A 25,749-nucleotide genomic window follows, 5' to 3' on the forward strand; every position below is an offset into this window, starting at 1 on the left:
CATGCCCTACACGCCCACCCACCTGCAGACACCACCGAGCCGCGAAGACGTGGACCAGCGCAAGGGCCTGGCCGTGCTGGAGTTCGGCACGCCCTGGTGCGGCCACTGCCAGCGCGCCCAGCCCCTGGTCGAGCAGCTGCTGAACGGCCAGCCCCAGGTCGAGCACATCAAGGTGGAGGACGGCCCGGGCCGCCCGCTGGGTCGCAGCTACCGCGTGAAGCTGTGGCCCACGCTGGTCTTTTTGAAGGACGGCCAGGAAGTCGCCCGCGTCGTGCGCCCCGAAACGGCGCAAGCGCTGGACGACGCCCTGGCCCAGCTCACCGCGGCTTAAGCCGCCAGCACCTGATCCACGCCCCGGTTGGCCAGCGCGTCGGCGCGCTCGTTGCCGGGGTCGCCCGCGTGGCCGCGCACCCAGTGCCAGTCGATGGCATGGCCGGCGTCGTGGGCCAGGCCATCCAGCTGGCGCCACAGCTCGGCGTTCTTCACCGGCTGCCCGGCGGCAGTGCGCCAGCCCTTTTTCTTCCAGCCATGGATCCAGGACGTGATGCCCTGGCGCACGTACTGGCTGTCCAGGTACAGCTGCACCCGGCAGGGCCGCTTGAGCGCCATCAGCGCCTGGATGACGGCCATCAGCTCCATGCGGTTGTTGGTAGTGTCCAGCTCGCCGCCAAACAGCTCCTTTTCCAGCGCGCCCGCGCGCAGCACCACGCCCCAGCCGCCGGGGCCAGGGTTGCCTTTGCAGGCGCCATCGGTATAGATCACCACCTCGGTCAAGAAACACTCCGTCAATCAATCAATCAATCACAGGAAGAAACATGGATGCCCTGCTGCTGGGCCACCTGCGCCTGCGCGGCCAGCGGCGCGCCAGCCGTGCGCCAGCCGGGCTCCAGCAGCCGCACGCCGCGCACGCGCTTGACGGCCACAGTGACGTAGCCAGCGCCCAGCACGGGCCACCAGCGCGCGCCCAGGCCATCCATCCATTCGTAGCGCTGCAGCCACCGTTCGCTGGCCACGGCGGGGCGAAAGCAGCCAAAGCTCACGCTCTCCAGCTCAAAGTCCAGCAGCTCCAGCCAGTCGCGCAGCCGGCCCGGGGCGATGAACTCGCCCACGTCCGGCAGGAACAGGCGCCCGCCCGCGCCCAGGCGCTGGTACAGACGCGCGCGCTTTTGGTTGAAGCCCCACAGGCTCCAGGGGTTCAGCCCGCCGATGACCACGCGACCCTCGGGCACCAGCACGCGCTGCACCTCGCGCAGGGCGGCGTGCGGGTCCACGCTGAGCTCCAGGGTATGGGGCATGAGCACCAGGTCCAGGCTGGCCTCGGCAAAGGGCAGCATCACCGGCTCGGCCAGCAGTGCGGCCGGTGTGCCGGCCGGGCTGCCTTCCTGCCCGCCCAGCGCCAGCCAGCGATGCGGCATGCGGTTGGCGCGCAGTCCGTCCACGCCAGGCAGGCCCAGCTGCAGGGCGTGGAATCCGAAGAGATCGGCCACCAGTTCGTCATAGCGCGCCTGCTCCCAGGCCAGCAGGTGCTGGCCGGCAGGGGTATCGAACCAGTGATGCAAACCTATAATTTCGTCGCTCATGAAGTTGCTGCCGCTGCCCGCCTTTGCCGACAACTACATCTGGATGCTGCAAAGCGCCCGGAGCGCCGTCGTGGTGGATCCCGGAGATGCCGCGCCGGTGCTGCAGGCCCTGCGCAGCACCGGTCTGCCGCTGGAGGCGATTTTAGTCACCCACCACCACGGCGATCACACCGGCGGCGTGGCCGAGCTGCGCCAGGCTACGGGGGCCGCCGTTTATGGCCCGGCCACAGAAAGCATCCCTTTGCCGGCCACTCGCGTGCGCGGCGGCGACACCCTCGCCGTACTGGGCCTGCGCTTTGCCGTGATCGACGTGCCGGGCCACACGGCCGGCCACATTGCCTACTACTGCGAAGACGCGCCCGGCGGGCCGCTGCTATTGTGTGGCGACACGCTGTTTTCTGGCGGCTGCGGCCGCCTGTTCGAGGGCACGCCGGCGCAAATGCTGGCCTCGCTGGAGCGCCTGGGCGGCTTGCCAGACGACACCCGCGTTTGCTGCGCGCACGAGTACACCCTGTCCAACCTGCAATTTGCCCAGGCGGTGGAACCTTCCAGCGCCGCCGTGCTCCAGCACATCCTGCACTGCCGCAGCCTGCGCGAGCGGGGCCAGCCCACCCTGCCCTCGCAGCTGGCGCTGGAGCGGCAGATCAATCCTTTCCTGCGCACCCACGTGCCGGCCGTGGCCGAGGCTGCCCGGGGTTTCGACCCCGGCGTGGACCCCGCGTCGCCCGTGTCCGTCTTCGCGGCGCTGCGCCAATGGAAGAACGAGTTCCGATGAGATTCCTGCACCTGTTGATGCTTGCCAGCCTGTTGTGGCTGGCGGGCTGCGCCACCACCGGCACCCCCGGCGAAACCACCGCCCCCACCGAGTCGGCCCACACCCCGCTCTATCCGTCGGGCCCGCTGCGCCCGATCATGACGGGCGCGACCGGTTCCCTGGCCGTCGCGGGCATCGACGCCCCGGCCGACCTGTGGGACCGCATCCGCCGCGGCTTTGCCATGCCCGACCTGCAGGGCGAGCAGGTATCGGAGCGCGAGCAGTGGTACGCCAGCCGCCCCGACTACATGCAGCGCATGACCGAGCGCTCGCGCAAGTACCTGTTTCACATCGTCGAGGAGCTGGAGCGCCGCGGCATGCCGACCGAGCTGGCGCTGCTGCCCTACATCGAGAGCGCCTTCAACCCGCAGGCCGTCTCCAGTGCCAAGGCCGCCGGCATGTGGCAGTTCATGCCAGCCACCGGCACCTATTTCGATCTGAAGCAAAACGCCTTCCGCGACGACCGGCGCGACGTGCTGGCCTCCACCCGCGCGGCGCTGGACTACCTGCAAAAGCTCTACGGCATGTTTGGCGACTGGCACCTGGCCCTGGCCGCCTACAACTGGGGCGAAGGCAGCGTGGCGCGCGCCATCGCCAAGAACGAAAAGCTGGGCCTGGGCACCACCTACCCCGAGCTGAACATGCCGGCCGAGACGCGCATGTATGTGCCCAAGCTGCAGGCGGTGAAGAACATCGTGGCCGACCCGGACCGTTTCGGCGCCGAGCTGCCGCTGATCGACAACCACCCCTACTTCCAGAGCGTGGAGATCACCCGCGACATCGACGTGGCGCTGGTGGCCAGCCTGGCCGGCATCCGCGAGGAGGACTTCCGCGCCCTCAACCCCTCGCTGCACAAGCCCGTGATCCTGGCCGCCGGCATGCCGCAGATCCTGCTGCCCTGGGACAACGCGCAGGTCTTCCGGCGCAACCTGCAGGCGCACAGCGAAGGCCAGTACGCCAGCTGGACGGTCTGGTCCGTGCCCACCAACATGAGCGTGACCGCCGCCGCGCAGCACGCCGGCATGAGCGAGGCCGACCTGCGCCAGGTCAACGGCATTCCGCCGCGCATGCTGATCAAGGCCGGCTCGGCCCTCATGGTGCCGCGGGCTGCCACCACGCGCCAGGATGTGTCCAGCCACCTGGCGGACAACGGCCAGATCGCCTTCACGCCCGAGATCGTCACGCGCCGCACCACCGTGCGCGCGGGCAAGCGCGGCGAGACGGTGGCGGCCATCGCCCAGCGCTACAAGGTGAGCGCCGCCGACGTGGCCGACTGGAACGATGTGAAGACCGGCAGCCGCTTCAAGGGCGGCGAATCCGTGGTCATGTACCTGCCCGTGCGCCTGGCGTCCACCTCGCTGGCGCGCACCAGTCCGCGGCAGCCGGTGGCGCCGGCCGCCAAGGTGGCCTCCAAGGCCGCCAAGGGCCCGGCCGTGAAAACGGCAACGGCCGCCGCCCGCCCGGCCGGCAAGACGCGCGTGCAGCCGCGCCACCGCTAACGCGCCTGGTCCAGCCCTCAGGCTGCGCCGCGGACGCGGCCACCCCCCTGCGCCGTCACAGGCGCAGGGTGTGCATTCCCAGCAGGCCCAGCACACCGATCACGATCAGGTACATCGCCACGATGACGTTCAGCAGGCGCGGCATGATCAGGATCAGGATGCCGGCGATGAGCGACACCAAAGGGCCGATGCTCAGGTTGAGGGTCATGGAAGAGGCTCCTTCATGGGGGTGGACGCCACACGCGGCGCAGGTGGCCACTGTAGCCGCGCCGCGCACCACCGCCGCTACACCTGTTCGAGCTTTTCGCGGGCGCGCCGCGCCCAGCTGTCGCTGAAGGTCTTCTCCAGCAACACGCGCGTTGGCGCCGTGGCCTGCGGCTGCATGCGCTCCACGGCCCGCAGCGCCGTGGCCGGCCCGTCGGCCGGCATGAGCCCGTCCGGCGAGAGCGTGTCGCGCACTTTCTCGAAGGCTGTCAGGTAGGCGCTGCGGTCGCCCAGCAGCCAGGCCTTGGGCACCAGGCGGGCCAGGTCGGCCGGGCTGGCCGTCTGCAGCCAGCGCAGCGCGCGCACCATGGAGTTGGCCAGCGCCTGGGCCTGACCGGGGCGGCGCTGGGCAAAGCCCTGCGGCGCAAACAGGCAGCCACCGGGCATGGTGCCGCCGTACAGCTGGGCCGAGCTGGTGAGCGAGCGCGTGTCCGCCAGCACGCGCACTCTGGCACGCTGCTCCAGCAAGGTGAGCACCGGGTCGGCATGGCACAGGGCATGCACGCGCGACAGGCGCAGCGCCTCCACCGCCCCGGCGCCGCTGCCCACGGCCACGAACTGCACCTTCTCGGTCGCCACACCGGCGCCCTGCAGCCACAGGCTGGCCAGGTAGTGCGTGGACGAGCCCGGCGCCGTGACACCCACGCGCAGGTCGCGCACGCGGGCCAGCTGGCTGCCCGAGCCCAGGCGTGCCTGCGCCATCAGGGCCAGCTGCGGCGAGCGTGCCAGCAGCACCAGGCTGCGCCAGTCATTGCCCTGCAGCTGCCCGCGCACCACGTGCTCGTAGCCGCCGCAGCACACGTCTGCGCCACCCACCATGAGGGTGCGCACCGCCTGCGCACCTGCGGAGTGGTCCACGATCTGCACGGCCAGCCCTTCCGCCTGAAAGTAGCCCAGCGCCTGCGCCACCAGCAGCGGCAGGTGGTACAGCGTGCCCTGCGCGCCGACGGCGATGCGCAGCGGGACCTGGGGCTCCAAAGGAACGGCAGACACGGTGGCGGGCAGCGCGGCCAGCGCGCCCAGGCGGGACCAATGGCGCAGCCATTGGCGACGGGAAAGATCGAGGGCAGACATGCAAGGGGGTTTTTGAACAGGCCGCAGCACGGGATGCTGCAGTGCAGCAATGGTGCCCCAGCCCTGCTGCGCGGCCTCTTCGGGACAACCCTTGCGCAAACTACGTATCGGCCAGCAGCTGCAGCGTGGCAGTGTCGGGCCGGCCGCCAAAAAACACCTGCAGCGCCTGCGCGAACTCGCCGTGCTGCGGCGCCACTGCGGCAAACAGCGTGAGGCACGAACGCAGCTTCATCGCGTCCACCTCGCCCAGCATTTGCTGCGCCGTGCGCTCGGGGTGGGCCAGCAGGGCCTGCACGCACTGCACCAGCCGCGGGCCGAGCAGCGGGTGCGCGGCGTAGGCCGCCGCCTCGGCGCGGCCCGCCAGGCCGTAGAACTGCGCCGTGCTGCTGCGCCCCAGGCCGCGCAGCTGCGGCAGCACGTACCAGATCCAGTGCGTGCGCTTGTGGCCGGCGCGCAGCTCGGCCAGCGCCTGGACGTAGTCGCGCGCCTGCGCCTGCACGAAGCGCGCGAGCGACGCGTCATTGTGCGCATTAGTAAAGTTCATGGTCAAAATGGCCTCCATCCCTTGCCAGTCAAGCGCTGGCAGCTATCAAAATGAGAGTCAACGCGTCGCCGCCGGCCGCTCGCCCGGCACCAGCCTCGCAGCCTCGCGCTGGCCCACGTCCTTCAGGTGCGCCCACACGGCCTGCGTGCGCGCCAGGTGCTTGGACTCGGCCGGCATGCTCATCCAGAAGGTGCGCACGAAGCGCGCCTCGGCCGGCAGCACGCGCGCCAGGGTCGGGTCGCGGTCGGCCAAAAAGGCCGGCAGCACGGCCAGGCCCGCGCCGGCGCGCACCGCTTCGTACTGCGCAGTGACGCTGGTGCTGCGCAGGGCAAAGCGCTCGGGTGGCCACAGCTGGTCGATGAACTGCAGCTCCTTGCTGAACAGCAGGTCGTCCACGTAGCTGACGAAGTCGTGGTGGCGCAGGTCTTCGCGCCGCGCCACCAGCGGGCGGCGCGCCAGGTATTCGCGCTGGCCATACAGGTGCAGCGTGTAGTCGGCCAGTTTGGTGACCAGCACGGAGCCGCGTTTGGGCCGCTCCAGCGAGATGACGATGTCCGCCTCGCGCCGCGACAGGTGCAGCATGCGCGGCACGGCCAGCAGGTCGATGGACAGGTGCGGGTGCTGGCGCGTCAGGCGCGCCAGGTGCGGTGCCAGGATCAGCGTGCCGAAGCCTTCCGTCACGCCCACGCGCACCAGCCCGGCCGGGCCGCTGGCGCCGGCGTTGGCGGGCGATGCGCGCTCCACGCCCAGCACGGCGGCTTCCATCGCCTCCACCGCGGGCAGTAGCGCGCGGCCGGCTTCGGTCAGCCGGTGGCCCGCCGCATCGCGTGCGAACAGGGGCGCGCCCATCTGCTTTTCCAGCGCCTGGATGCGCCGGGCCACGGTCGTGTGCTCGACGCCCGCACGGCGCGCGGCCGCAGCCAGCGTGCCGGTGCGGGCCAGCTCCAGAAAATAGCGCAGGTTGTCCCAATCCATGGCGCCTCCAGCCGGTTGTGCAAATTTGCAAAGCCAAGGTGCACGATTATCTATTGCCCCTGTAATTTTGCACGCCTACCATAGGCACCGTTTCATTCCACCCTATCCGAGGAGACAAGCGCCATGGATGCATCCACCACCCAGTCCGTACAAGCCCCCACCGTCAAGCTGCTGATCAACGGCAAGCTGGTCGAGTCCAAGACCACCCAGTGGCGCAACGTGGTCAACCCGGCCACGCAGGAAGTGCTGGCCCGCGTGCCCTTTGCCACGCCTGAAGAAGTGAACGAGGCCGTTGCGAACGCCAAGGAAGCCTTCAAGACCTGGCGCAAGACGCCCATCGGCACCCGCTCGCGCATCTTCTTGAAGCTGCAGCAGCTGATCCGCGAGAACATGAAGGACCTGGCCGCCCTGCTGACGGCAGAGCAGGGCAAGACGCTGCCTGACGCCGAGGGCGACGTATTCCGCGGCCTGGAGGTGGTGGAGCACGCCGCCGGCATCGGCAACCTGCAGCTGGGCGAGCTGGCCAACAACGTGGCCAACGGTGTCGATACCTACACCGTCATGCAGCCGCTGGGCGTGTGCGCCGGCATCACGCCGTTCAACTTCCCCGCCATGATTCCGCTGTGGATGTTCCCGATGGCGATTGCCACCGGCAACACCTTCGTGCTGAAGCCCTCCGAGCAGGACCCGATGGTCACCATGCGCCTGTGCGAACTGGCGCTGGAAGCCGGCGTGCCGCCCGGCGTGCTGAACGTCATCCACGGCGGCGAAGACGTGGTGAACGCCATCTGCGACCACCCGGACATCAAGGCGATCAGCTTCGTCGGCTCCACCAAGGTCGGCACCCATGTGTACAACCGCGCCAGCCTCGCCGGCAAGCGCGTGCAATGCATGATGGGCGCGAAGAACCACGCGATCATGATGCCGGACGCCAGCAAGGAGCAGTCGCTCAACGCCGTGCTGGGCGCGGCGTTTGGCGCCGCCGGCCAGCGCTGCATGGCCATTTCGGTGCTGGTGCTGGTGGGCGAGGCGCGCAAGTGGGTCCCCGAGATCGTCGAGAAGACCAAGGGCCTGAAAGTGTCCGCCGGCACCACCGCCGGAGCGGACGTGGGCCCCTTGATCTCGTGCCAGGCGCGCGAGCGGGTCGAAAGCCTGATCGAGCGCGGCGTGCAAGAAGGCGCCAAGCTGGAGCTGGACGGCCGCAAGCCCCAGGTGGACGGTTTCGAGAAGGGCAACTTCGTCGGCCCGACGATCTTCTCGGGCGTCAAGCCCGGCATGACCATCTATGACCAGGAAGTCTTCGGCCCGGTGCTGGCCATCGTCGAAGCCGACGACCTGGAGCAGGCCATCGAGTTCATCAACGCCAACCCCAATGGCAACGGCACGGCCATCTTCACGCAGAGCGGCGCCGCGGCGCGCATGTTCCAGGAAGAGATCGACGTCGGCCAGGTCGGCATCAACCTGCCGGTGCCGGTGCCGGTCCCGCTGTTCTCCTTCACGGGCAGCCGCGCGTCCAAGCTGGGCGACCTGGGCCCCTACGGCAAGCAGGTGGTCTTGTTCTACACCCAGACCAAGACGGTGACCGCGCGCTGGTTCGACGACAGCACGCTGCACCATGGCGTGAACACCACGATCAGCCTCAAATAGAGACCAACCCCCTGAGGCGCTGTCGCGCCTTCCCCCTTCCCTGGCGTCGCTGCGCGACTTGGAAGGGGGGCGACGCCAGTGCCGCGGGGCGGCCCTTGCACGGCGTCTGCTGGCCTGGGCGCGCGCCCAGGTTTTGCCGTTAAGCACGAAATCGGCCTCCAGCGCATACTGGATAAGCGCTGGCAGCTATAAAAACATGAGCATCCGAGGAGACATCCGCGCATGAACTTTGACCTGACCGAAGACCAGCGCGCCTTTGCCGATACCGCGCGGCAGTTTGCTGAAGGCCAGCTGGCGCCGCATGCTGCGCACTGGGACGCCGAGGGCATCTTTCCGCGCGAGGCTATTCAAAAGGCGGGCGAACTGGGCTTTTGCGGCCTGTACGCGCCCGAGAACGCCGGCGGCCTGGCCCTGCCCCGGCTGGACGCCACGCTGGTGTTCGAAGAAATGGCCGCCGTGGACCCGAGCACCACGGCCTTCATCACCATCCACAACATGGCCACCTGGATGCTGGGCACCTGGGCTACGGACGAGGTGCGCGCCGAATGGGGTGAGCAGCTGACCAGCGGCCAGAAGCTGGCCAGCTACTGCCTGACCGAGCCCGGCGCCGGCTCGGACGCCGCGTCGCTCAAGACCCGCGCAGAACGGGTCGGCCACGAATACGTCATCAACGGCGCCAAGGCCTTCATCAGCGGCGCGGGCAGCACCGACGTGCTGGTGCTCATGGCCCGCACGGGTGACGCGCAGTCGGGCGCCAGTGGCATCAGCGCCTTTGCCGTGCCGGCCCATCTGCCGGGCATCCAGTACGGCAAGAAAGAAGAAAAAATGGGCTGGAACAGCCAGCCCACGCGCACCATCAGCTTTGACAACGTGCGCATCCCCGCCAGCCACCTGCTGGGCCGCGAGGGCGAAGGCTTCAAGATCGCCATGAAGGGCTTGGACGGCGGGCGCATCAACATCGCCACCTGCTCCGTCGGCGCCGCGCAGGGCGCACTGACGCACGCGCAGCGCTACATGGGCGAGCGCAAACAGTTCGGCAAACCCATCGCGAGCTTTCAGGCACTGCAATTCAAGCTGGCCGACATGGCGACCGAGCTGGTCGCTGCGCGCCAGATGGTGCGCCTGGCCGCCAGCAAACTGGACGCCGGCGCACGCGACGCCAGCACCTACTGCGCCATGGCCAAGCGCTTCGCCACCGACGCGGGCTTCAACGTCGTCAACGACGCGCTGCAGCTGCACGGCGGCTACGGCTACATCCGCGAATACCCGCTGGAGCGCCTGTTGCGCGACGCGCGCGTGCACCAGATCCTGGAGGGCACGAACGAGATCATGCGCGTCATCATCGGCCGGCGCATGCTGGACGGCGACGCGCCCGAGGTGATCCGATGAACGCCCCGGCCCCGCGGGCTGGCGCCCGCACCGCGTAGGCCCGGCCGCGCCGCGCTGACGCTTTCCCAAACGGCACACGACACGCATGGCTGCTGCGCTGCACACCACCGTCCTGGCCGTGCACCGGGACGCCGAGCACCGCTTTTTCAAGCTGCAGGAAGACGCCATCGAGCTCGAAGCCGGCCTGGGCGTGGTGGGCGACGCCCACCATGGCCTCACGGTGCGGCACCGCTCGCGCGCCAAGGCCGACCCGTTCCAGCCCAACCTGCGCCAGGTGCACCTGATCAGCGCATCGCTGTTCGACCACCTGGCTGACCTCGGCTTCGACGTGGGGCCCGGCGAGCTGGGCGAGAACGTCACGCTCGCGAGCGCTCCCGGCCTGACCTGGGACGCGCTGATCGCCCTGCCCGTCGGCACGCAACTGCACTTCGCGCAAGGCGCGGTGGTGGAGCTGACCGGCCTGCGCAACCCGTGCATCCAGCTCGACCGGGACCAAAACGGGCTGATGGCCGCCATGCTGGACAGGGACGCCACCGGGCGCGTGCGGCGCAAGGCCGGCGTGATGGGCGTAGTGCAGGCCGGCGGCGCCATCGCGAGCGGGGACGCAGTGCGCGTGCGCCTGCCCCGCGCGCCGCACCGGCCCATGGGGTGTGTGTAGATGCCGGCCCACCCTTTGCCCGACGGCACGCTGCAACTCATCGACGCCGTGCGCGCCGCGCTGGCCGAGCGCCTGGGCGCGCAGGACATGGTGGACGAGCGCCCGCTGTTCGGCTGCCACGCCTTCATGGTGAACGGCAAGCTGTGCCTGGGCGTGAAGGGCGAGGCGCTGCTGGTGCGCCTGCCGCCCGCGCACCACGCCGCCACCGCCGAGCAACCGGGCGTGCGCGAGCTGGACGCGCGCGGCGGCATGCCGGGCTATTTCTGGATCGACCCCGTCGGCTATGCCACGCAGGCGCAGTGGCGGCATTGGCTGGACGCCACCCTTGCCTTCAACCCGCTGGCCCGCGCAAGCCCGCCGCGCCGGCGTTCACCGCTGCCCAAGCCCGCTACGCCCTCCGCGGAGCCACTGTGATCGGCACGCCCTCCCCAACTTATGGTCTTTTTGGCCTCCAGCGCTTATCCAGCAAGCGCTGGCAGCTCACTATTTCATAGTGACGTCATCGCGATTTTCCACCCCTTTTCTCACCCACCACCTAGGAGACACACCATGCAAATCGCCTTCATCGGACTGGGCCACATGGGCGGCCCGATGGCCGTCAACCTGCACAAGGCCGGCCACCACATTCGTGCTTTCGACCTGAGCCAGGACGCCTGCGACAAGGCGCGCACCGAGGGCCTGACCCTTGCCACCAGCGCCGAGGACGCCGTGCAGGGCGCCGAGGTGGTCGTCTCCATGCTGCCCGCCAGCCAGCATGTGGAGGCGCTGTTCCTGGGCAAGGGTGGCCAGGACGGCCTGCTGCAGCACATCGCCAAAGGCACGCTCGTCATCGACAGCTCGACGATTGCCGCCGCCACCAGCCAGAAGGTGGCCAAGGCCGCCGAGGCTGCCGGCATCGCCTTCATTGATGCGCCCGTCTCCGGCGGAACGGGCGGCGCCATTGCCGGCACGCTGACTTTCATGGTCGGCGGCACTGACGCCGACCTGGAGCGCGCCCGCCCGGTGCTGGAGAAGATGGGCGCCAATATCTTCCACGCCGGCAGCGTGGGCGCGGGCCAGACCGCCAAGATCTGCAACAACATGCTGCTGGGCATTTTGATGATTGGCACCAGCGAGGCGATGGCCCTGGGCGTGGCTAATGGGCTTGACCCGAAGGTGCTGGCTGAAATCATGCGCCGCAGCTCGGGCGGCAACTGGGCGCTGGAGAAATACAACCCGTATCCCGGCGTGCACGAGAACGCGCCGGCGAGCAAGGGTTATGCGGGCGGGTTCGGCACGGACCTGATGCTGAAGGACCTGGGGCTGGCGCAGGAGAACGCGATGGCGATGAAGGCGAGCACGCCGCTGGGCGGGTTGGCGCGGGCGTTGTATGCGGCGCATAGCTTGGGTGGGCACAGCGGGGAGGATTTCTCCAGTGTCATCAAGATGGTGCAGAAGAAGGGGTGAGTTGCTGACGTAGCGGCTTTACCGAAACGCACGGGCGCTGTAGCATGTAGTTACAGCGCCCGTAGTTTTTTTCTATCCGGGAAATTTTAGGTTTGCCTAAGCGGGGCTATGCCGAACCATCCCCTGCAATAGGGCGGCCCGGCGATCTGTTATATGACAAAGACACGTGACCGGAGTGTCGTTTAATCTTAGTTAGCCATTCAGATAAAAACACCAAAGGATCTAAAATTGGAAGAGCTTCTTCAAACTATTGTTGAACAGAACGAGAGCATTTTGGCCGCGCTTGAGCGGATAGCAGACAAATTGGATGTATTAGATGACATAAAGTACAGCATGTCTTCTGTTGAAGACGAGCTGCAATGGCACAAAGACCTATCTGCTACAGCCCAGATAATTAAGGCTGTAGAAAGTGTCTCAGATGCTGTACGCGACCAGTCGTGACCAACTTGAGCCTAGCGTGTCAGTTCAACCACCCAGCGCCTAACTTGGCGTTGCAGTGGATTGCCTTCGGCAACCACTGAACTTCAACGTTAGCCTTTAAGGATCTAATGTGACGCTCGACCAAATCGTTGCACTTATAAGTTTGGTGCTGTCCATATTGTTCTGGTGGAACGCCCGGCAGCAGTCTGCAGCAGCAGATCGCACACTCCAAGAGATCAAATCTCAGATTATTGGCTGGCAAAGCGAGTTGAATAAAACAGCTATAGATATGCTTTCCTCTCGGCCAGAAATGATTGCAATGCGCACTTCACTTGCTGAGGCGGAAAGTACAGCTGAATTCACAGCCAAAATGGCAGATCTCGTAAAAGACCTAGCTAGTTCCGAGTCAACGGAGAAAGCTGCCCTTGTACAAGCACTCCTGGACAACCACGCAAAGATTTTGATTGAGCGTCAACGCATTGGCATGCAGGCCGCCACCGGTCGCAGTCTCTAATCATGCAAGCTAACAATTCGTCCAAGCCGACGCTGCTTCGAAGCGCGGCTTAACTCAAACGATAGGATACTGGAGGCCCAAGTGCTCGACAAAGAAACAATTATAGAAATTTACATTAAAAACAAAAACCACTTCATTGACTCATACATATCTGAAATAAAAGCAAGACATGAAAATTTCAAGAAATTTAATGCGATTGATAAATACAATGAAGCGCTATCACTATGGGAAAATATAAAAGACAATAATGAGTCTGCAAATGAAATTCAAATTATCGCTGCAATTGAAAAAACAAAAAATCTAACTCACATCGATCCAGGCGATTTATTAAAAATCAAAAAAATGCAGAGGCGATAGATAAAATTATCAAAAAATTTAATAACAAAAAATCACAATATTGGATGACCTCAGACGATAAGAGTTTTCCAAAGAATCCAGATAAAAAAACAATTGTGATAATTAACGTATTCTGGTTTTTAGTTGGCCGCCCTGTAAACTTTGATTTAGATATTTATCGCGCCGCATTTTCTAATTTATGGGAAAAATCCATAGAAATATGCAAAGTAAAATGGGACAGCGATGAGCTATACATCGAAATATTGCATATGTCAAAAAATCAATTTGGCGACTTCCTCATGCAGCATAAAGAATTTTTCTCAGAAATATTAACCGCGAGAGAGATATATTTCAATAACCGCTTCAATAGAAGTTAATATAATTAATATTTTGCAAATTATCGTCGATTTAAACATAACAAAATATGATCAGTCAAATCTCACTGCTTATTTTGACCCGTTGGCCTAACTATTCTTCACAACCGACCGCCTACGGCGGCGTCTAAACTCAGGCCATTAGGCCGTCCTTGAAAATTTTAGGCAAATTTGATGAGTCGAGTAAGCCAAGGTGGAACGAAGAAATGGTGCCCTTCATGCCAATCAGTGTAGGTTTTCGCCGCAGTCAATCCTTCATCGCTTGGCGAAAGTTCTGGACAGCGCTGGCATCGTAGAGATCACACCGATATCCAATGGTTCAGGCGTGGGCTCGTCTGTCGAAAATGCGGAGATGAATGGCTTACAGCCGAACTTCCAGAAAGTTTTCTCGACGAATTGGTAGAGCTTCGAGACGCCCTCAAAGAGATCAAGCAGAACGCGGAGACCGATGTCAAAGAGGCAGATAAGGCTTCTGCCACACTCAAGAAGCTCTCAGCGTCTTTGTCTGTCTTGCGCGCGCTAAACACGTACAAAGCGGAGTAGCATCGCCGTTTGCGCACCCAAATTATTCGTCGCAGCCGACCGCCTACAGCATCGGCTGAACTCAGGCCGCTAGTTGGCGCATAGAGGTTACCGAATCTTCGAAAAGAATAAAAGAGACAAAATGGCGTGTATAGGTTCCCGCGCACTTGATGAGTGGCAGGGCTACTCTGTCGCATGTGGCGGCATCAGCTCACGCTGATTAGCTAGCTATTTATACGTGCGAAAGCTGAAGGGGCATTAATCAATGCGCTGATGTTTACCTTCATTGCAGAAGACTTGGCTTGATGCGCGTGTAGAGCAGATCCAGCATGCCCGGCACTATCACTTTGGAGGCTGAAGTCACCAACGTTTCACCACGCGGCCTGTGGCTGCTGTTGGGGGACGAGGAACTTCATGTGCCGTTTTCCGAATTCCCGTGGTTTGCGCAGGCCACGATCGAGCAGATCGCGGATGTTCGGCGCCCCACGCCGAACCATTTGCACTGGCCGCAGCTCGACATTGACCTATCCGTCGAATCCATCCGCGATCCTCGCGCTTTTCCTCTGCTGTCGAAGCAGTCCTGACCAGTCCCGAACGGCACCGCTCACACGCTGAACTGCAGTCGCGCCAGCTTCGCATACACGCCCCCCTGCGCCACCAGCTCCGCGTGACGCCCCATCTCCACCACCCTTCCTTGCTCCAGCACCACGATCCGATCCGCGTGCTGCACCGTCGCCAGCCGGTGCGCGATGACCAGCGTGATGCGGCTGCCCGCCCGCTGCGCCAGCGCGGCGTCCAGCGCCTGCTGCACGGCCCGCTCGCTGTGCGCATCCAGTGCGCTGGTAGCTTCGTCCAGCAGCAGCACCGGTGCATGCTTGAGCAGCGCCCGCGCGATGGCGATGCGCTGGCGCTGACCGCCCGACAGGCGCACGCCGCGCTCGCCCAAGAAGGTGTCGTAGCCGTCGGGCAGCGCCTCGATGAAGTCGTGCGCGAAGGCGGCGCGCGCGGCGGCGATGACTTCCTCGCGGCTGGCGTCGGGCCGGGCGTAGCGGATGTTGTCCAGCGCGCTGCTGGAAAAAATCACCGCGTCCTGCGGCACGGTGGCGATGCGCTCGCGCAGCGCGTGCAGGTTCCACTGGCGGACGTCCTGCCCGCCCAGCACGATGCGCCCCGCGCCCACGTCGTAAAACCGCTGCAGCAGCTGGAACACGGTGGACTTGCCCGCGCCGCTGGCGCCGACCAGCGCCACGGTCTCGCCGGGCGCCACGCGCAGGGTGAAGTCGCTCAACGCGGGCCGCTCCGGACGCGACGGGTAGTGGAACGTCACGCCTTCGAAGGCCAGCGCCAGCGGCGCGTCTGACGCAGAGCCCAACGGTAGCGCCGCGCCGTGGGCGCCTTCGGGCGAGCGGATGTCCGGCTCGGTGGCCAGCAGCTCCATCAGCCGCTCCATGGCACCGGCCGCGCGCAGCAGGTCGCCGTACACCTCGCCCAGCACGGCCACGGCGCCGGCCAGGAAGAGCGCGTAGACGATCGTCTGCCCCAGGCTGCCGGCGCTCATCTGCCCGGCCAGCACGGCCTCGGCGCCGCGGTACAGGCCCCACAGCAGCAGCGCGGCGTTGGCGATGATGATGAAGGCAACCAGCAGCGCCCGCGCGCCGCTGCGGCGCACGGCGATGCGAAAGGCGGTCTCGGCCGCCGTGGCAAAGCGCGCGGCCTCACGGCCCTCGGCCGTGAAGCCCTGCACCACCGGCACGGCCGCCAGCACCTCGGCGGCGATGGCGCTAGCGTCGGCCACGCGGTCCTGGCTGGCGCGCGACAGGCGCCGCACGCTGCGCCCGATCCACAGCGTGGGCAGCACGACGACCAGCACGGCGGCCAGCGCCACCAGCATGACCATCGGGTTGGTCCACACCAGCATCGCCAGCGCGCCCAGGCCCAGCACCGCGTTGCGCAGGCCCATCGAGAACGACGAGCCGATCACCGTTTGCAACAGCGCGGCGTCGGCCGTCAGGCGTGACAGCACCTCGCCGCTCTGCGTGGTTTCAAAAAACGCCGGGCTTTGCCGCAGCACCTGCGCGTACACGCGGCTGCGCAGGTCGGCGGTGACGCGCTCGCCCAGCCAGCTCATGGCGTAGTAGCGCCCGGCCGAGAACACGCCCACGGCCACCGCCACGCCGAACAGCAGCGCGAAGTGCACGCGCAGGGCGCCCGCGTCACCGCCACCGGGCAGGCCCTGGTCGATCAGCTGGCGCAGCGCCATCGGGAAGGCCAGCGTGGCCGCGGCGGCCAGCAGCAGCAGGGCCAGGGCGGCGGCGATGGGCCAACGGTAGGGGCGCAGAAAGGGCAGCAGCGCACGCAGGGCGCGCGGCTGGCCGCGCTGGGGGCGGGTAGCGGGTTCCATTTTTACTTTCGGGCGTGGGCGGGTCGTTTGCTGAAAAGGGCGCAACGCCCATTCTCTGCCGCCATGCGCCAACACCGCTCTGCAGGACAGGCCCTTGCCGCGATTGTCCGCAGCGTGCTGCTTCAGCGGCCCAGGCAGCCCGCCGCGCTGGCGTGCAGGCAGATGGCGGCGGCGGCGGCCACGTTCAGCGACTCCTCGCCGCCCGGCTGGGCGATGCGGATGTGCTGGCTGGCGCGCTGCTCCAGCAGGGGCGACACGCCCTGCCCTTCGTGCCCCATCACCCAGGCGCAGGGCCAGGGCAGCGCGGCGCGGTGCAGCAAGTCGCCCTGGTGCGAACTGGTGACCAAGAGCGGCGCCTGCAGCGCATCCAGCAGCGCCTGCACCTCCAGCCCTTCGACCAGCTGCAGCGCGAAGTGCGCACCCATGCCGGCGCGCAGCACCTTGGGCGACCACAGCGCGGCCGTGCCCTTGATGGCGGCGATCTGCGTGAAGCCGAAGGCCGCCGCGCAGCGCAGGATGGAGCCGACGTTGCCGGCGTCCTGCAGCCGGTCCAGCACCACGGTGGGGGCGTGCGGCTGCAGCTGGGCGGGCTCGCTCCAGTCCAGCACAAAGCCCATGCCGGCGGGGGATTCGAGCGCGCTGATGCTGGCCCACAACGCGTCCAGCAACACTATGCTTTTGATAGCTGCTTGCGCATACTGGGCGGGCGCTAGAGGCCAAAAAGACTCTGAAAACACGGCCACAGCCGGCTGTCGGCCGCGCGCCAGCGCAGCGCCGCACAGGTGGTCGCCCTCGACCCACACGCGGCCCTGGCGGCGGTAGGCGGTCGTGCCCTGGGCCAGGCGGCGCAGGTCTTTCACGAAGGCGTTATCGGCGGACTGGATGAAGGTGGGTGCGTGGGCGGCGGTCATGCGGCAATGGTGGACTTGGCCGCCAGCGCGCGGGCGACGGGGGCGAACGAGCGGCGGTGCTGCGGGCAGGCGCCGTGCTCGGCCAGCGCAGCCAGGTGGCGGGCGGTGCCGTAGCCCTTGTGTTCGGCAAAGCCGTAGTGCGGCCAGTCGGCGTGCAGCTGCTGGCACCAGCGGTCGCGCGTGACCTTGGCCAGGATGGAGGCGGCCGAGATGGCCTGCACCAGCGCATCGCCCTGCACGACGGCCTCCGCCGGCACGCTCAGCACGGGCAGGCGGTTGCCGTCCACCAGCACGCGGGCGGGTTTCAGGCGCAGGCCCTGCACGGCGCGGGCCATGGCCAGCAGGGTGGCCTGCAAGATGTTGTGTTCATCGATCTCTTGCACGCTGGCCTGGGCGACGCTGACGCACAGCGCGTGGGCGCAGATCTCGTCGTACAGGCGCTCACGCCGGGTAGCGGTCAGGGCCTTGGAATCGGCCAGGCCGGCGATGGGCCGGGCGTCGTCCAGGATGACGGCGGCGGCCACCACGGGCCCGGCCAGCGGGCCGCGGCCAGCCTCGTCCACGCCGGCCATGAGGCCGGGCGCGTGCCAGTTCAGCGTGGCTTGCATGTTGTCAGGCCTGCAAAAGCGTCTGGATGGCATGGGCGGCAAGGCGCGGAGTGTCGCGCAGCAGGCTTTCGTGCAGCGCGGTGAAGCGCTGCTGCAGCGCGGCGATGCGCGCGGGCTGGTGGCGATAGGCGTCCAGCCAGTCGGTGACGGCCGCCGCCAGGGCCTGGGGGCTGGCCGCGTCCTGCAGCAGCTCGGGCACGACGAAGTCGCGGCACAGGATGTTGGGCAGGCCGACCCAGGGCTGCAGCTGCTTCGCGCGCATCAGGCGCCAGCTGATCGGGTGCATGTGGTAGCCGATGACCATGGGGCGCTTGAACAGCGCCGCCTCCAGCGTGGCGGTGCCGCTGGCAATCAGCGTCGCGTCGCAGGCGGCCAGCACGGCGTGGGACTGGCCGGTGACGATGGTCAGGGCGTCTGCCAGGCCGCATTCGGCAGCGATGCGGCGGATGCGGTCCTGCAGCGCGGGCACCGCCGGCACTATCAGTGTGATAGCTGGCCGCGCTTGCTTGACGAGCGCTGCCGCCTGAAAGAAGGGTTTGGCGATGTAAGCCACCTCGGCCGAGCGGCTGCCGGGCAGGATGGCCAGCACCTCGCCCTGTTCGTCCAGGCCCAGCGCGCGCCGCGCGGCGAGCCGGTCAGGCTGCAGCGGGATGACGCGGGCCAGTGGGTGGCCGACGTAGGTGGCGGCGATGCCGTGGCGCGCCAGCAGCTCGGGCTCGAACGGGAAGATGCACAGCACGTGGTCGCAGCTGGCGCGGATGGTCTCCACCCGCTGGGCGCGCCAGGCCCAGATGGAGGGGCAGACGAAGTGCACGGTCTTCACGCCGCGCGCGCGCAGGCGCGCCTCCAGGCCGAGGTTGAAGTCGGGCGCGTCCACGCCGATGAAGACGTCGGGCCGGTCGGTGGTCAGCAGGCGCGTGCCCAGCGCCTTGCGGATGCGCACCAGGCCCAGCAGGCGGCGCACCAGCTCGACGCTGTAGCCGTGCACGGCCAGGCGCTCGCTGGGCCACCAGGCGTCGAAGCCGCGCTCTTGCATGCGCGGCCCGCCGATGCCCATGCTGGCCACGTCGGGCCACTGCGCGCGCAGGCCGTCCAGCAGCAGGCCGGCCAGCAGGTCGCCGGACGTCTCGCCGGCCACCATGGCAACGCGTGGTGGGATGTGCATCTCGCCTGCCCGCCCAATGGTTGGATCAGCGCACGATGCCGCGGCGCGACTGCGCGGCGAAGTCGCGCAGCTGGCGCACGTCGGCGGCGCCTTCGGCGCTGTCCTGCGCCAGCGCGTCCAGCGCCTGCAGCGCCGCCTGCAGGGTCAGGCCCTGGCGGTACAGCAGGCGGTAGGCCTGCTTGAGAGCACCGATACGCGCGCCGGAAAAGCCCCGGCGGCGCAGCCCTTCGGTGTTCAAGCCGCGGGCGGCCAGCGGGTTGCCGTCCACCATGGTGAAGGGCGGCACATCTTGGGAGACATGGCTGGCAAAACCGGCCATGGCGTGCGCGCCGATGCGGCAGAACTGGTGCACGCCCGTCAGCCCGCCCAGGATGACATGGTCGCCCACGTGGACGTGGCCGGCCAGTGTGGCGTTGTTGGCCAGCACGGTGTGGTTGCCCACGGTGCAGTCGTGCGCGACATGCACGTAGGCCATGATCCAGTTGTCGTCGCCCAGCGTGGTCACGCCCGCGTCCTGCACCGTGCCGGTGTTGAAGGTGCAGAACTCGCGAATGGTGTTGCGGTCGCCGATGACCAGGCGCGTGGGCTCGCCGGCGTATTTCTTGTCCTGCGGGGCGGCGCCCAGTGAGGCGAACTGAAAGATGCGGTTGTCCGCGCCGATCCGGGTGTGGCCCTCGATCACGCAGTGCGCGCCGACGCTGGTGCCCGCGCCGATGGCCACGTGCGGGCCGATGACGGCGTATGGCCCGACCGAGACGCCCTCGCCCAGCCGCGCGGCGGCGTCAACGATGGCGGTGGGATGGATGCTGGAGGAGCTCACGCGGCGCCCTGCCCTGGCTGCTGCTGCGGCAACAACGCCTCAGGCCACCGTCCGCATGGTGCACATGATCTCGGCCTCGCAGGCCACACTGTCGCCCACGCGAGCGACGCCCTTGAATTTGTAGATGCCGCCCTTGATGCGGTCCAGCTCCACATCCAGGATGAGCTGGTCGCCCGGCTCCACGGGGCGCTTGAAGCGCGCGCCGTCGATGCCGACGAAATAGAAGACTTTGTCGGCGCCCGGGGCCTCGCCCATCATGTCAAACGACAGCAAGCCGGCCGCCTGGGCCAGCGCCTCGAGCATCAGCACGCCCGGCATGACGGGGCGCGCGGGAAAGTGACCGGTAAAGAAGGGCTCGTTGATGGTGACGTTCTTGATCGCCTGGATGCGCTTGCCGCGTTCGAGCTCGGCCACACGGTCCACCAGCAAAAACGGGTAGCGGTGCGGCAGGAGCTTGAGAATCTGATGGATATCCATTGTTGTTTGAGCGGCCTAGCCGTCTTTGCGAGTCTGTTCGAGAGCCTTGATGCGTTCACGCAGCTTGTGCAGCTGGCGCAGTGTGGCGGCGTTCTTTTCCCAGCGGGCATTGTCGTCCATGGGGAACACGCCCGTGTACTGCCCCGGCCGGGAGATGGAGTGCGTGACCACCGTGTTGGTGGAAATGTGCACATTGTCCGCCAACTCCAGGTGCCCGATGATGGATGCCGCCCCCGCGATGGTGCAGTGCGCGCCGATCTTCGTGCTGCCGGCCACCGCCGAGCAGCCGGCCATGGCGGTGTGCCGGCCGATGTGCACGTTGTGGGCGATCTGGATCAGGTTGTCCAGCTTCACGCCGTCCTCGATCACGGTGTCGCCCAGGGCGCCGCGGTCGATACAGGTGTTGGCGCCGATCTCTACGTCGTCGCCGATGCGCACGGCGCCCAGCTGCTCGATCTTGACCCACTGGCCGGCCTCGTGTGCAAAGCCAAAGCCGTCGGCGCCGATGACCACGCCCGGGTGCACGATGCAGCGCTCGCCAAGCTGGCAATGCTCGCCCACGGTGACGCGCGACTTGAGCTGCGTGTGCGCGCCGATGACGGCGCCGCGCTCGACCACGCACAGCGGGCCGATGCGGGCCGTCGGGTGTACCTGCGCCAGCGCATGCACCACGGCGCTGGGGTGGATGCCGGCCTGGTCGTCCTCGTGCCGGTGCTCGCGCGCCCACAGCTGCGTGACGCGGGCGAAGTACACGTAGGGGTCGGCTGCCACGATGCAGGCGCCGCGCGCCAGCGCCGCCTCGCGCATCGCAGGGCCCACAATGACGCAGGCCGCCTGCGAGGCGGCCAGCTGCGACTGATAGCGCGGATTGCTCAGGAAGGACAGCGCATCGCTGCCGGCCGTCTGCAGGGGGGCGATGGCATGGACCTGGGCCTCCCGGCTGGCGCCTTCAAGCGCGCCGCCCAGCGCATCGACGATGGCTCCCAGCCGCAAGCTCACGCGCCGCCCACCCTGGCTCCACCGGCCCCGGGCCGGTTACTTGCCACCGTTCGCCGGTGCCGCGTTCATGGCCTTGATGACCTTGTCGGTGATGTCGTGCTTGGGGTTGATGTAGACGGCTTCCTGCAGGATGACGTCGTACTTCTCGGCCTCGGCCACTTGCTTGACGATGCGGTTGGCACGCTCGAGCACCTGGCTCAGCTCTTCGTTCTTGCGGGCGCTCAGGTCTTCCTGGAACTCGCGGCGCTTGCGCTGGAAGTCGCGGTCCTGGTCCACCAGCTGGCGCTGGCGCGATGCGCGCTGGCTCTCTGCCATGGTGGGCGCCTCGCGCTCGAACTTCTCGGTGGCGGACTTCAGGGTGCTGCCCTGATCGACCAGCTCCTTCTCGCGGCGCGAGAATTCCTGCTCCAGCTTGGCCTGGGCCGCCTTGGCGGAGCTGGCCTCGCGGAAGACGCGGTCGGTGTTCACGAAGCCGGCCTTGAACTCCTGCGCCTGGGCGGGAGCGGCAATGGCCATGGCGCCCAGCAGGACGGCCAGGGGGAATTGGCGGACAAACGATTTCATTAGAAGGACGTTCCGATCTGGAATTGCAGTTTCTGGATTCTATCGCCGGCGAATTTGCGCACCGGCTGGGCATAGGCGATGCGCAGCGGGCCCAGCGGGGAGATCCAGCTCAGGCCGATGCCGGCGGAGGCGCGCATGTCGCTCAGCTCCCACTTCTCATTCTCGCCATAGACGTTGCCGGCATCCACGAAGGTGAACCAGCGCAGCGTGCGGTCGTTGCCGGCGCCGGGGAACGGCGCAATGAGTTCGGCGTTGAGGGTGATCTTCTTGGGGCCGCCGAGCGACGCGCCCGTCACGTCGCGCGGGCCCAGGGTGCCCTGGTCGAAACCGCGCACCGAACCCAGGCCGCCCGAATAGAAGTTCTTGAACACCGGGAAGGGCCGGCCGTTCATGCCCTTGCCCACGCCCAGCTCCCCGTTGAAGGCGATGGTGAACTGCTTGTTCAGGGGCACGTACTGCTGGTACTGGTAGTTGGCCCGCACGTAGCGCGCATCGCCCGCCACCGACCACTCGGAATTCAGCCGCTGGTAGCGGCCCGAGTTGGGCGCCAGCGCGCTGTCGCGGTCGTCGCGCGACCAGCCGATGGTCAGCGGCACGGCGAAGCTGGAGTAGCCGAACTTCTCGGCATACGACAGGTAGGCCGCGGGGATGTTGGTGCCCGCCTTGATGCGTGTTTGCTCGGCGCCGCCGCCAAAGAACACAGTGTCGGTCTCGCTGAACGGCACGCCAAAGCGCACGCTGGCGCCGGCCGTCACCAGTTCGTAGTTGCCGCCCTGGTCTTCATACGGCTTGGCTGTGCGGTAGTACAGGTCCAGCGTGCGCGAGACGCCGTCCTGGGTGAAGTACGGGTCGGTGGTGGAGAACACGAGCGTGCGGCGGTACTTGCTGGTGTTGACGTCCACGCCCAGGTAGTTGCCCGAGCCGAAGACGTTTTCCTGCTTGATGCCGAACGACAGCGAGATCTTCTCGGCGCTGGAAAAACCTGCGCCCAGCTGCAGCGAGCCGGTGGGCTTTTCCTGCACGTTCACCACCAGGTCCACCTGGTCGGGCGAGCCGGGCACTTCCTGCGTCTCGACGTTGACCTCGGTGAAGTAGCCCAGGCGGTCCACGCGGTCGCGCGAGAGCTTGATCTTGTCGCCGTCGTACCAGGAGGCCTCGAACTGGCGGAACTCGCGGCGGATGACTTCGTCGCGCGTGCGGTTGTTGCCCGAGACGTTGATGCGGCGCACGTAGGCGCGGCGCGACGGCTCGGCGCGCAGTGCGATGGCCACGCGGTTGTGTTCGCGGTCCACCTCGGGCACGGCCTCGACACGGGCGAAGGCGAAGCCGAAGTTGCCGAAGTGATCGGTGAAGGCCTTGGTGGTTTCGGCCACGCGATCGGCGTTGTAGGGCTCGCCCGGGCGGATGGTGACCAGCGACTTGAACTCGTCGTCGCGGTCCAGGTAGTTGCCTTCGAGCTTGACGCCCGAGACCACGTAGCTGGGCCCCTCCGTCACGTTGACGGTGATGGAGATGTCCTGCTTGTCCGGCGAGATGGCGACCTGGGTGGAGTCGATGCGGAACTCCAGGTAGCCACGCGCCAGGTAGTACGAGCGCAGTGTCTCCAGGTCGGCATTGAGCTTGGCGCGCGAGTAGCGGTTGCTCTTGGTGTACCAGCTCAGCCAGCCGCCGGTGTCCTGGTCGAACAGGCCCTTGAGCGTGGATTCGCTGAATGCCTGGTTGCCCAGGATGTGGATTTCCTTGATCTTGGCCGGGTCGCCCTCGGTCACCGTGAAGGTCACGTTGACGCGGTTGCGCTCGATCGGCGTGACGGTGGTCACCACCTCGGCGCCGTACAGGCTGCGATTGATGTACTGGCGCTTCAATTCCTGCTCGGCGCGGTCGGCCAGGGCCTTGTCGAACGGACGGCCTTCGGTCAGGCCGACGTCGCGCATGGCTTTTTTCAGCGTGTCCTTGTCGAACTCCTTGGTGCCGGCGAAGTCCACGTCGGCCACCGTGGGGCGCTCTTCCACGACCACCACCAGCACGTTGCCGGAAGCCTCCAGGCGCACGTCCTTGAACAGGCCCAGGGCAAACAGCGCGCGGATGGCGGCGGCGCCCTTTTCGTCGTTGTACTCGTCGCCCACGCGCATGGGCAGCGACGCGAAGATGGTGCCCGGCTCCACCCGCTGCAGGCCCTCCACGCGGATGTCCTGCACCTTGAAGGGCTGCAGCGCCCAGGCGGCGTTGGCGGCAAGGGCAAGGGCCGCTACGGCCGTTGCAGTGCGAACGCCCAGGCGATTGATGGTTTTTCTCATGAGTGGAGTGAAGCTGGCGCCGGCGCCGCGCGCGTGGTTGCGGCGGCTGCGGCGAAAGGGTTAGCCAATAAGCCGGGTGATGTCGTTGAAGAGAGCGATGGTCATCATCAGCAGGAGCACTGCCACGCCGCCGCGCTGCAGGCGCTCCATCCAGGCCTCGGGCACGCAGCGGCCGGTCACCCCCTCCCAAAGATAATACATCAGGTGCCCCCCATCGAGGACCGGCAACGGCAGCAGGTTCAGCACTCCCAGACTGACGCTGATGAGGGCCAGGAAGGTGAGGTACTGGGTCAGTCCCATGCTGGCCGAGCGGCCGGCGTAGTCGGCAATGGTCAGCGGCCCGCTCAGGTTCTTGATGGACGCCTGGCCGATGACCATGCGGCCCATCATGCGCAGCGTCAGCACCGACACCTCCCAGGTGCGGCGCGCACCCAGCGTGAAGCCCTCCAGCGGGCCGTAGCGCACCTGCACCATCTCGGGCGGCGCGCCCACATAGGCGCCGATGCGTCCGAGGGGCCGGCCGGCCTCGTCGGCCACGTCGGGCGTGACGGGCAGCGCCAGCGTGCGGCCGTCGCGCTCGATGCGCCAGTCTTGGGCCACGGCGGCGCCATCCTGCACGGCAGCGCGGATGGCCTCGCGCAGCTGCGCGCCGTCCACGATGTCGACAGCGCCCACGCGCAACACCAGGTCGCCGTCGCGCAGGCCGGCGCGCTGGGCGGCGCCGCCATCGACCAGGCCGCCCAGCACCGGGCGCGTCCAGGGCCCGGCGATACCGATGGCACGAAACAGCGTGGCGTCGGCCTGGCTGGCGTCCATGGCGGACAGGGGCAGCAGTACCTGGCGCTCGGGCCCGCCGGGGCGCGACTGCACGGTCAGGCGCACGTCCTCGCCGTCCAGCGCGCCGCGGGCCAGGGCCCAGCGCAGGTCTTCGAAGGAGCGCACGGGGCGGGCTTCGTCATCGCCCAAGGCCTGGTCCAGCACCAGCTCGCCGCCGTGCAGGCCAGCCTGGCTGGCCACGGAGCCGGCGAACGGGCTGGCCAGGATGGGGCGCGGCTCCTGCACGCCGCTCCAGTTGACGACGGCGTACAGCAGCACCGCCAGCGCCAGGTTGGCCAGCGGGCCGGCGGCGACGATGGCGGCGCGCTTGCGCAGGCTCTGGTGGTTGAAGGCCAGGTGGCGTTCGGCCTCAGGCACGGGGGCCTCGCGCTCGTCCAGCATGCGCACGTAGCCGCCCAGGGGAAAGGCGCCGATGACGAATTCAGTGGGCGAGCCCTTGGGCTGCCAGCGCAGCAGCGGCCGGCCGAAGCCAACGGAAAAGCGCAGCACCTTCACGCCACAGGCCACGGCCACGCGGTAGTGGCCGTATTCGTGCACGGCAATCAACAGGCCCAGCGCGACAATGAAGGCGACGATGGTCAGCAGCATGGAGATGCTCCTTCAAAAACCATAGC

General features: G+C 66.9%; 29 protein-coding genes. 13 read left to right on the forward strand and 16 right to left on the reverse strand.

The features are described from left to right. Position 1 precedes the first annotated feature (1 nt). Positions 2-331: a thioredoxin family protein gene (locus C7H73_RS09805; RefSeq protein WP_106846473.1), complete on the forward strand. Its 330-nt coding sequence runs from the start codon at positions 2-4 to the stop codon at positions 329-331. Here the strand turns inward: C7H73_RS09805 and rnhA are convergent. Together rnhA and C7H73_RS09815 are read right to left on the reverse strand one after the other, a co-directional pair. Beyond that, on the reverse strand, positions 328-774 hold the full coding sequence (gene rnhA / locus C7H73_RS09810) for a ribonuclease HI (protein WP_106846474.1): 447 nt from the start codon (positions 772-774) through the stop codon (positions 328-330). The two genes, C7H73_RS09805 and rnhA, sit on opposite strands and share 4 nt — an antisense overlap. A 23-nt stretch (positions 775-797) precedes the next feature. Beyond that, positions 798-1,580, reverse strand: a complete 783-nt coding sequence (locus C7H73_RS09815) for a class I SAM-dependent methyltransferase (RefSeq protein WP_106847620.1) — start codon at positions 1,578-1,580, stop codon at positions 798-800. Here C7H73_RS09815 and gloB point away from each other — a divergent pair. Then, a complete protein-coding gene (gene gloB, locus C7H73_RS09820) occupies positions 1,579-2,355 on the forward strand; it encodes a hydroxyacylglutathione hydrolase (RefSeq protein WP_106846475.1) in 777 nt (258 codons plus the stop codon). The two genes, C7H73_RS09815 and gloB, sit on opposite strands and share 2 nt — an antisense overlap. After that, positions 2,352-3,893, forward strand: coding sequence for a transglycosylase SLT domain-containing protein (locus tag C7H73_RS09825; RefSeq protein ID WP_106846476.1), 1,542 nt, complete (start codon positions 2,352-2,354; stop codon positions 3,891-3,893). Before gloB ends, C7H73_RS09825 begins: the two co-directional genes overlap by 4 nt. A 55-nt stretch (positions 3,894-3,948) precedes the next feature. On the opposite strand, the gene C7H73_RS09830 is transcribed toward C7H73_RS09825, so the two are convergent. The 4 genes from C7H73_RS09830 to C7H73_RS09845 all read right to left on the reverse strand — a co-directional run bounded on the left by C7H73_RS09830 (position 3,949) and on the right by C7H73_RS09845 (position 6,750). Next, positions 3,949-4,101, reverse strand: a complete 153-nt coding sequence (locus C7H73_RS09830) for a DUF3096 domain-containing protein (protein WP_106846477.1) — start codon at positions 4,099-4,101, stop codon at positions 3,949-3,951. A gap of 77 nt (positions 4,102-4,178) precedes the next feature. Then, positions 4,179-5,231: an ABC transporter substrate-binding protein gene (locus C7H73_RS09835; protein ID WP_106846478.1), complete on the reverse strand. Its 1,053-nt coding sequence runs from the start codon at positions 5,229-5,231 to the stop codon at positions 4,179-4,181. Between the two features lie 100 nt (positions 5,232-5,331). Next, positions 5,332-5,775, reverse strand: coding sequence for a DUF1810 domain-containing protein (locus tag C7H73_RS09840; RefSeq protein WP_106847621.1), 444 nt, complete (start codon positions 5,773-5,775; stop codon positions 5,332-5,334). A 57-nt stretch (positions 5,776-5,832) separates the two neighbouring features. Next, a complete protein-coding gene (locus C7H73_RS09845; protein WP_106846479.1) occupies positions 5,833-6,750 on the reverse strand; it encodes a LysR family transcriptional regulator in 918 nt (305 codons plus the stop codon). 123 nt (positions 6,751-6,873) lie between these two features. Here C7H73_RS09845 and C7H73_RS09850 point away from each other — a divergent pair, with 123 nt between their 5' ends. The 10 genes from C7H73_RS09850 to C7H73_RS09875 all read left to right on the forward strand — a co-directional run bounded on the left by C7H73_RS09850 (position 6,874) and on the right by C7H73_RS09875 (position 14,640). Continuing rightward, positions 6,874-8,397: a CoA-acylating methylmalonate-semialdehyde dehydrogenase gene (locus C7H73_RS09850; protein WP_106846480.1), complete on the forward strand. Its 1,524-nt coding sequence runs from the start codon at positions 6,874-6,876 to the stop codon at positions 8,395-8,397. A gap of 222 nt (positions 8,398-8,619) precedes the next feature. Next, positions 8,620-9,786 (forward strand): acyl-CoA dehydrogenase family protein, encoded by a 1,167-nt coding sequence (locus C7H73_RS09855; protein WP_106846481.1) that lies wholly within the window; start codon positions 8,620-8,622, stop codon positions 9,784-9,786. Between the two features lie 85 nt (positions 9,787-9,871). Next, positions 9,872-10,444, forward strand: a complete 573-nt coding sequence (locus C7H73_RS09860) for an MOSC domain-containing protein (RefSeq protein ID WP_106846482.1) — start codon at positions 9,872-9,874, stop codon at positions 10,442-10,444. Then, positions 10,445-10,858 (forward strand): TfoX/Sxy family protein, encoded by a 414-nt coding sequence (locus tag C7H73_RS09865; protein ID WP_106846483.1) that lies wholly within the window; start codon positions 10,445-10,447, stop codon positions 10,856-10,858. A gap of 135 nt (positions 10,859-10,993) precedes the next feature. Further along, positions 10,994-11,890: a 3-hydroxyisobutyrate dehydrogenase gene (gene mmsB / locus C7H73_RS09870; protein ID WP_106846484.1), complete on the forward strand. Its 897-nt coding sequence runs from the start codon at positions 10,994-10,996 to the stop codon at positions 11,888-11,890. A 228-nt stretch (positions 11,891-12,118) separates the two neighbouring features. Continuing rightward, positions 12,119-12,331 (forward strand): hypothetical protein, encoded by a 213-nt coding sequence (locus tag C7H73_RS15540; protein WP_157948342.1) that lies wholly within the window; start codon positions 12,119-12,121, stop codon positions 12,329-12,331. A gap of 109 nt (positions 12,332-12,440) precedes the next feature. Continuing rightward, positions 12,441-12,824 carry a hypothetical protein gene (locus C7H73_RS15545; RefSeq protein WP_157948343.1) on the forward strand — a complete coding sequence of 128 codons (384 nt, stop codon included), beginning with the start codon at positions 12,441-12,443 and terminating at the stop codon, positions 12,822-12,824. An 81-nt stretch (positions 12,825-12,905) separates the two neighbouring features. Beyond that, complete coding sequence (locus C7H73_RS15550) at positions 12,906-13,181, forward strand: hypothetical protein (protein WP_157948344.1); 276 nt, start codon at positions 12,906-12,908, stop codon at positions 13,179-13,181. 44 nt (positions 13,182-13,225) lie between these two features. Further along, positions 13,226-13,537, forward strand: a complete 312-nt coding sequence (locus tag C7H73_RS15555) for a hypothetical protein (RefSeq protein WP_157948345.1) — start codon at positions 13,226-13,228, stop codon at positions 13,535-13,537. A gap of 848 nt (positions 13,538-14,385) precedes the next feature. Further along, entirely contained in the window at positions 14,386-14,640 is a 255-nt protein-coding gene (locus C7H73_RS09875; RefSeq protein WP_106846485.1) for a DUF2442 domain-containing protein, read from the forward strand. 20 nt (positions 14,641-14,660) lie between these two features. Here C7H73_RS09875 and C7H73_RS09880 read toward each other — a convergent pair whose 3' ends face one another. From C7H73_RS09880 to rseP, 10 genes are all read right to left on the reverse strand, one after another. Further along, positions 14,661-16,457 (reverse strand): ABC transporter transmembrane domain-containing protein, encoded by a 1,797-nt coding sequence (locus tag C7H73_RS09880; RefSeq protein WP_106846486.1) that lies wholly within the window; start codon positions 16,455-16,457, stop codon positions 14,661-14,663. Positions 16,458-16,579: 122 nt separating this feature from the next. Beyond that, positions 16,580-17,368: a TrmH family RNA methyltransferase gene (locus C7H73_RS09885; RefSeq protein ID WP_106846487.1), complete on the reverse strand. Its 789-nt coding sequence runs from the start codon at positions 17,366-17,368 to the stop codon at positions 16,580-16,582. Next, positions 17,365-17,976 (reverse strand): ribonuclease HII, encoded by a 612-nt coding sequence (rnhB, locus tag C7H73_RS09890; protein ID WP_405124756.1) that lies wholly within the window; start codon positions 17,974-17,976, stop codon positions 17,365-17,367. Before rnhB ends, C7H73_RS09885 begins: the two co-directional genes overlap by 4 nt. A gap of 4 nt (positions 17,977-17,980) precedes the next feature. After that, positions 17,981-19,141, reverse strand: coding sequence for a lipid-A-disaccharide synthase (gene lpxB, locus C7H73_RS09895; RefSeq protein WP_106846489.1), 1,161 nt, complete (start codon positions 19,139-19,141; stop codon positions 17,981-17,983). A 25-nt stretch (positions 19,142-19,166) separates the two neighbouring features. Then, on the reverse strand, positions 19,167-19,961 hold the full coding sequence (gene lpxA / locus C7H73_RS09900) for an acyl-ACP--UDP-N-acetylglucosamine O-acyltransferase (protein WP_106846490.1): 795 nt from the start codon (positions 19,959-19,961) through the stop codon (positions 19,167-19,169). Positions 19,962-20,000: 39 nt separating this feature from the next. Further along, positions 20,001-20,438, reverse strand: a complete 438-nt coding sequence (fabZ, locus tag C7H73_RS09905) for a 3-hydroxyacyl-ACP dehydratase FabZ (protein WP_106846491.1) — start codon at positions 20,436-20,438, stop codon at positions 20,001-20,003. Positions 20,439-20,453: 15 nt separating this feature from the next. Continuing rightward, entirely contained in the window at positions 20,454-21,437 is a 984-nt protein-coding gene (gene lpxD / locus C7H73_RS09910) for a UDP-3-O-(3-hydroxymyristoyl)glucosamine N-acyltransferase (protein ID WP_106846492.1), read from the reverse strand. 36 nt (positions 21,438-21,473) lie between these two features. After that, complete coding sequence (locus C7H73_RS09915) at positions 21,474-22,001, reverse strand: OmpH family outer membrane protein (RefSeq protein ID WP_106846493.1); 528 nt, start codon at positions 21,999-22,001, stop codon at positions 21,474-21,476. Next, entirely contained in the window at positions 22,001-24,298 is a 2,298-nt protein-coding gene (bamA, locus tag C7H73_RS09920; RefSeq protein ID WP_106846494.1) for an outer membrane protein assembly factor BamA, read from the reverse strand. Before bamA ends, C7H73_RS09915 begins: the two co-directional genes overlap by 1 nt. A 60-nt stretch (positions 24,299-24,358) precedes the next feature. Then, positions 24,359-25,723, reverse strand: a complete 1,365-nt coding sequence (gene rseP / locus C7H73_RS09925) for an RIP metalloprotease RseP (RefSeq protein ID WP_106846495.1) — start codon at positions 25,721-25,723, stop codon at positions 24,359-24,361. Positions 25,724-25,749: the final 26 nt, after the last annotated feature.

Origin of the sequence: Pulveribacter suum (assembly GCF_003013695.1) — a bacterium.
In the GTDB taxonomy this organism is placed as follows: Bacteria; Pseudomonadota; Gammaproteobacteria; order Burkholderiales; family Burkholderiaceae_C; genus Melaminivora; species Melaminivora suum.

Bases quoted from the DNA above. Each gene is read 5' to 3' on its own strand.
- C7H73_RS09850 (WP_106846480.1), top strand. From the start codon at position 6,874: ATGGATGCATCCACCACCCAGTCCGTACAAGCCCCCACCGTCAAGCTG.
- C7H73_RS09915 (WP_106846493.1), bottom strand. From the start codon at position 22,001: ATGAAATCGTTTGTCCGCCAATTCCCCCTGGCCGTCCTGCTGGGCGCC.
- C7H73_RS09865 (WP_106846483.1), top strand. From the start codon at position 10,445: ATGCCGGCCCACCCTTTGCCCGACGGCACGCTGCAACTCATCGACGCC.
- C7H73_RS09855 (WP_106846481.1), top strand. From the start codon at position 8,620: ATGAACTTTGACCTGACCGAAGACCAGCGCGCCTTTGCCGATACCGCG.
- C7H73_RS09860 (WP_106846482.1), top strand. From the start codon at position 9,872: ATGGCTGCTGCGCTGCACACCACCGTCCTGGCCGTGCACCGGGACGCC.
- C7H73_RS09830 (WP_106846477.1), bottom strand. From the start codon at position 4,101: ATGACCCTCAACCTGAGCATCGGCCCTTTGGTGTCGCTCATCGCCGGC.
- C7H73_RS09845 (WP_106846479.1), bottom strand. From the start codon at position 6,750: ATGGATTGGGACAACCTGCGCTATTTTCTGGAGCTGGCCCGCACCGGC.
- gloB (WP_106846475.1), top strand. From the start codon at position 1,579: ATGAAGTTGCTGCCGCTGCCCGCCTTTGCCGACAACTACATCTGGATG.
- rseP (WP_106846495.1), bottom strand. From the start codon at position 25,723: ATGCTGCTGACCATCGTCGCCTTCATTGTCGCGCTGGGCCTGTTGATT.
- C7H73_RS09825 (WP_106846476.1), top strand. From the start codon at position 2,352: ATGAGATTCCTGCACCTGTTGATGCTTGCCAGCCTGTTGTGGCTGGCG.
- C7H73_RS09885 (WP_106846487.1), bottom strand. From the start codon at position 17,368: ATGACCGCCGCCCACGCACCCACCTTCATCCAGTCCGCCGATAACGCC.
- C7H73_RS09835 (WP_106846478.1), bottom strand. From the start codon at position 5,231: ATGTCTGCCCTCGATCTTTCCCGTCGCCAATGGCTGCGCCATTGGTCC.
- C7H73_RS09840 (WP_106847621.1), bottom strand. From the start codon at position 5,775: ATGAACTTTACTAATGCGCACAATGACGCGTCGCTCGCGCGCTTCGTG.
- mmsB (WP_106846484.1), top strand. From the start codon at position 10,994: ATGCAAATCGCCTTCATCGGACTGGGCCACATGGGCGGCCCGATGGCC.
- bamA (WP_106846494.1), bottom strand. From the start codon at position 24,298: ATGAGAAAAACCATCAATCGCCTGGGCGTTCGCACTGCAACGGCCGTA.
- rnhB (WP_405124756.1), bottom strand. From the start codon at position 17,976: ATGCAAGCCACGCTGAACTGGCACGCGCCCGGCCTCATGGCCGGCGTG.
- C7H73_RS09815 (WP_106847620.1), bottom strand. From the start codon at position 1,580: ATGAGCGACGAAATTATAGGTTTGCATCACTGGTTCGATACCCCTGCC.
- C7H73_RS09805 (WP_106846473.1), top strand. From the start codon at position 2: ATGCCCTACACGCCCACCCACCTGCAGACACCACCGAGCCGCGAAGAC.
- C7H73_RS09875 (WP_106846485.1), top strand. From the start codon at position 14,386: ATGCCCGGCACTATCACTTTGGAGGCTGAAGTCACCAACGTTTCACCA.
- fabZ (WP_106846491.1), bottom strand. From the start codon at position 20,438: ATGGATATCCATCAGATTCTCAAGCTCCTGCCGCACCGCTACCCGTTT.
- C7H73_RS15555 (WP_157948345.1), top strand. From the start codon at position 13,226: ATGACCTCAGACGATAAGAGTTTTCCAAAGAATCCAGATAAAAAAACA.
- lpxB (WP_106846489.1), bottom strand. From the start codon at position 19,141: ATGCACATCCCACCACGCGTTGCCATGGTGGCCGGCGAGACGTCCGGC.
- C7H73_RS09880 (WP_106846486.1), bottom strand. From the start codon at position 16,457: ATGGAACCCGCTACCCGCCCCCAGCGCGGCCAGCCGCGCGCCCTGCGT.